The 4,142-nt window shown below is 72.2% G+C and carries 5 protein-coding genes; 3 read left to right on the top strand and 2 right to left on the bottom strand.

Going from position 1 to position 4,142, the window contains the following annotated elements:
• From B8460_RS14675 to B8460_RS14665, 3 genes are all read left to right on the top strand, one after another.
• The coding region (locus B8460_RS14675; RefSeq protein WP_048862362.1) for a chemotaxis protein CheB at positions 1–723 on the top strand (723 nt) is incomplete at its 5' end.
• Positions 720–1,619, top strand: coding sequence for a CheR family methyltransferase (locus B8460_RS14670; RefSeq protein WP_048862361.1), 900 nt, complete (start codon positions 720–722; stop codon positions 1,617–1,619). The genes B8460_RS14675 and B8460_RS14670, both read left to right, overlap by 4 nt.
• 271 nt (positions 1,620–1,890) lie before the next feature.
• Positions 1,891–2,361, top strand: a complete 471-nt coding sequence (locus B8460_RS14665; protein ID WP_048862360.1) for a nuclear transport factor 2 family protein — start codon at positions 1,891–1,893, stop codon at positions 2,359–2,361.
• Here B8460_RS14665 and B8460_RS14660 read toward each other — a convergent pair.
• Both B8460_RS14660 and B8460_RS14655 read right to left on the bottom strand, forming a co-directional pair.
• Positions 2,276–3,475 (bottom strand): GGDEF domain-containing protein, encoded by a 1,200-nt coding sequence (locus B8460_RS14660; protein WP_048862359.1) that lies wholly within the window; start codon positions 3,473–3,475, stop codon positions 2,276–2,278. The two genes, B8460_RS14665 and B8460_RS14660, sit on opposite strands and share 86 nt — an antisense overlap.
• A 252-nt stretch (positions 3,476–3,727) precedes the next feature.
• Positions 3,728–4,142: DUF2147 domain-containing protein (locus tag B8460_RS14655; RefSeq protein WP_048862358.1), on the bottom strand; the 415-nt coding region annotated here is incomplete at its 5' end.

Below are 4,142 nucleotides of genomic sequence, written 5' to 3'. Positions count from 1 at the left end.
TGGGGCGCGGCCCCGGCGCCACGGATCGCACCCGGACACAATCCGCCGGAGCGGATGCCGCCGGGGACGACGACGCCGGCGGCGGGCGGCACGGGCGCGATGCCCCTGCGTCCGCTGCCCCTGCGCCCGCTGCCGCTGCGCCGGCCGCTTCTGCTGGCAATCGGCAGCTCCACCGGCGGGCCGCAGGCGCTGTTCACCCTCGCCCTCGGCCTCGGTCGCGACCTCGCGGTGCCGATCGTGCTGACCCAGCATATGCCGCCGGCCTTCACCGCCATCCTCGCCGAGCACATCACCCGCGTCGGCGGCCCACCCTGCGCCGAGGCGCGGGACGGGGAACTCCTGCGGCCGGGTGCGATCCATCTCGCGCCCGGCGACCGGCACCTTCTGATCCATCACGAGGCGGGCGCCTTCCGGGCCCGCCTCAGCCTCGACGCGCCGGAAAATTACTGCCGCCCCGCCGTCGACCCGATGCTGCGCACCGCCACGCGCGCGGCGGACGGGCGGATCCTCGTGGTGATGCTGACGGGCATGGGACATGACGGGCTTGACGGCACGCGCAGCGTGATCGACGGCGGCGGCGCGGCGCTCGCGCAGGACGAGGCGACGAGCGTCGTCTGGGGCATGCCCGGCGCCATCGCCCGCGCCGGGCTGTGCCACGCGGTGCTGCCGCTCGATCAGCTGGCTCCCCACATACGACAGATCCTGCGCGGGGGTGTCGCATGACCCTCTCGACCGTCGCGTTCCAGACCTTCGCCACCTTGCTCAAGGCCCGCTCCGGGCTCGCGATCGGCCCGGACAAAGCCTATCTGCTTGAGGCGCGCCTTGCCGCCCTGCTGCGCCGTCTCGACCTCGGCGGCCTTGATGCCCTGGCCGCCCGGCTGCGGCTTCCAGGGCAGGACGCGCTGGCGGCCGAGGTGGTCGAGGCGATGACCACGAACGAAAGCTTCTTCTTCCGCGACGACAAGCCGTTCGCGCATTTCCGCACCCATGCGCTGCCGCGCCTGTGTGCCGCGCGACCGGCCGGGACCGGGCTGCGGATCTGGTCCGCCGCGGCCGCCACCGGGCAGGAGGCGTATTCGATCGCAATGCTGATCGCCGATCTGCGGGCGTCCATCGGCGCGCGGCCTGTCGCGATCCTTGGCACCGATATCGCGCGCGCGCCGCTGGAACGCGCCCGCGCCGGGCTCTACACGCAGTTCGAGGTGCAGCGCGGCCTGCCGATCACGATGCTGGTGCGCCACTTCCGCAAGGAGGCCGCCGGGTTTCGCGTGCGCGACGAGCTGCGCGCGGCCGTCGAGTTCCGCGAGTTCAACCTCCTCGGCGACCTGCGCCCGCTGGGTCCCTTCGACGTCGTGTTCTGCCGCAACGTGCTGATCTATTTCGACGGACCCACGAAGACCCGGGTGCTGGCCGCGATCGCCGCGCAGATGGCGCCGGACGGCGTCCTCTATCTCGGCGGGGCGGAGACACTGTTCGGGATCACGGACCGGTTCGCGACGATCCCCGGCGAGCCCGGCGCCTACCGGCCAACCCCCACGGCCGCGTGCGCGCCGCCGGATAGCGCCGCGTCGCCATGCCGCCCGCTCGCGGCAGCGACTGGCTGTCGGCGGCGAGCCTGAGCAAAACGCCGTGACAGGCGGCGGCCCGCAGCACGCCACCCTCCTCGCGCCATGACGCCGCACCCCGCGCCGCGGCACCGATCGCTACGCGGCGGTTGTCGCCGTGACGGTCGCGGGCGCACCGTCCCTGCCGCACCCGCGACCACACCGTCCGCCCGGCGATCCGCCCCGCCTATCGGCATATCGGACGCGCCGCCTTGGTCCCGGGGCGGCACCGGCGGCACAGTGCCGTGCGGCCGTGCCGGCCGGGCCATCCGTTGGGAGACACGCCATGACCAGCCGACCGCCGCTGCCGCCCTTCACCCGCGAGAGCGCGCTGCAGAAAGTGCGCGCCGCGGAGGATGCGTGGAACACCCGCGATCCGGTGCGCGTCGCCGGCGCCTATACCGAGGACAGCCGCTGGCGCAACCGGGCGGAGTTCTTCAGCGGCCGCGCGGCCATCGTCGCCTTCCTGACCCGCAAATGGTCGCGCGAGCTGGATTACCGGCTGATCAAGGAGCTGTGGGCTTTCGGCGAGGATCGCATCGCCGTGCGGTTCCAGTACGAATGGCACGACGACAGCGGCCAGTGGTATCGCTCCTATGGCAACGAAAACTGGGAGTTCGACGCGCATGGGCTGATGCGCTGGCGGCAGGCGAGCATCAACGACGTGCCCATCACGGAGGCGGACCGCCTGTTTCGCTGGACGGCGCCGGGGCCGCGGCCGCAGGACCATCCGGGTTTGAGCGGACTTGGCCAGTAGGCGATGACGGACTTCGCCCGACGGCAGGCGGCGGAGCCAGACAGACCTGGTTGCGGCCGAGCTGCTTGGCCTCGTACATCGCGGCGTCCGCCCGCTGTATCAGGGCGGTGGGCGTCTCCGGCGCGCCGTACTGGGCGACGCCGATGGAGACGGTGATGCGCAACGCTCCCTGCGCCGCGCCTTCGACGAGGCGCTTGCTCGACAGCTCCTGGCAGATCTGGCGCGCGACGACGCCGCCCGCTTCGAGGTCAGCGCCCGCGAGCAGCACGGCGAACTCCTCGCCGCCATAGCGGGCGGCGCAGTCGCGCCCCTTGACGTTGCTCGCGAGCACGCGCGCGACGAGACGCAGGACGAGATCGCCCGTGCGGTGGCCGTGGGCGTCGTTGAACGCCTTGAAATGGTCGATGTCGACCAGCAGCACCGTCAGGGCCTGCGGCTGGCTGCTTCTCTGACGGATCGCATGGCGCAGCCGGGTGTCGAAGGCGCGGCGGTTGGCAATGCCGGTGAGCGCGTCGTGCGTCGCCTCCGCCTTCATGGCGGCGAGGGCCTGACGCATGCGGCCGACGCGGCTGGCGGAGCTGGCAAGCTGCTGCTGCAGCAGCCGGTTGCGTTCCGCCGCGCGGGCCGTCTCCGTCGCCAGCACGGCGACCGCGCGCAGGAGGTCATCGCGGCCCCGATCGCTGCGCAGGTCACGCTGCGCCGTGACCAGGGCATCGCCATAGCCGGCAAGGGCGGTTTCGCTGCCGCTGAGCTGCTCGATCAGGGTGCGGGCCGCCGCCTCGATCTCGGCCGCGGCATCGATCGAGGCGCCGGTCAGATCCTCCCCCGAGGCAAGGCAGTCCTGATACAGGGCGTCGAGCAGCGCGGGCGCGATCGGCTGTGCCCGGCCGATCAGTTCCGCCATACGGCGGTTCAGGCGCGGATCGCTGCCGCTGCGGTAGGTGAACCACAGCGTGAAGTTGCGCGGCGAGGGAACGATGCCGCGCACCTGCATCTCCGACCAGACAGCATCGGCGAGGCGCCGGGTCTGAAACGCCTGCGCCGCCGCGGTGAGCGCCGGGGCGGTCAGCGTCGGCGCGGCGCCAAGCTGGTCCTTCAGCAACGGGTCGTGCATCGCAACGCTGCGGCTCGTGTTATGACCCGTCGTGGATAGGCGGCGCGGCCTAGCTTTCCGTTAAAGGCGCGCCGCCCGCCAGCGTCACGCCGCCCTCAACGAGGCTGTCCGGTGCCCGTGACAATCGCGGCGTCATCGGACGCGACGTACAGGGCGGCCGCCGCGACCCGTCCGCCTCGGGCACCCGCCCGGGGGGATACGATGGCCGCGATGCGGGCCGCGCGGTCGAGCGCCCGCGCGTGAGACCCGGGGTCAGTTCAAGCGGTGCCAGACCTGCGTGCGGCCGAACAGCGAGACGCCGAGATAGCCGCGCACGTCGAGCAGCTTGCCGCCGTCCTCCAGCGTCATCTTGCAGCGATAGACCTTGCCGTTCTCCGGATCGAGGATGGTCCCCCCGTCCCACTGGTCGCCGTCCTGCTTGAGGCCGCGGATGATGTCGAGACCGATGATCGGCTTGCCGCGGCGATCGTCGGTGCATTGATCGCAGGTCGGGGACGGCGGCGGCTTGGTCTTGTCGACGATCGCCTTTTCCACGACGCCGTACAGCATGCCGTTCTGCTCGAAGATCCGGACCACGCCGCGCGGCTTGCCGGTGTGATCGTCGATGGTCTGCCATTCCCCGACCGGGCTGGCGTCGCCGGCCGCGCGCGCCCGCGGCGCGCCGAGC

The sequence above is a fragment of the Acidisphaera rubrifaciens HS-AP3 genome, assembly GCF_000964365.1.
Classification (GTDB): Bacteria; Pseudomonadota; Alphaproteobacteria; order Acetobacterales; family Acetobacteraceae; genus Acidisphaera; species Acidisphaera rubrifaciens.
The sequence above is the reverse complement of the archived record's forward strand: the minus strand, read 5'-3'. Positions and strand labels throughout refer to the sequence as shown.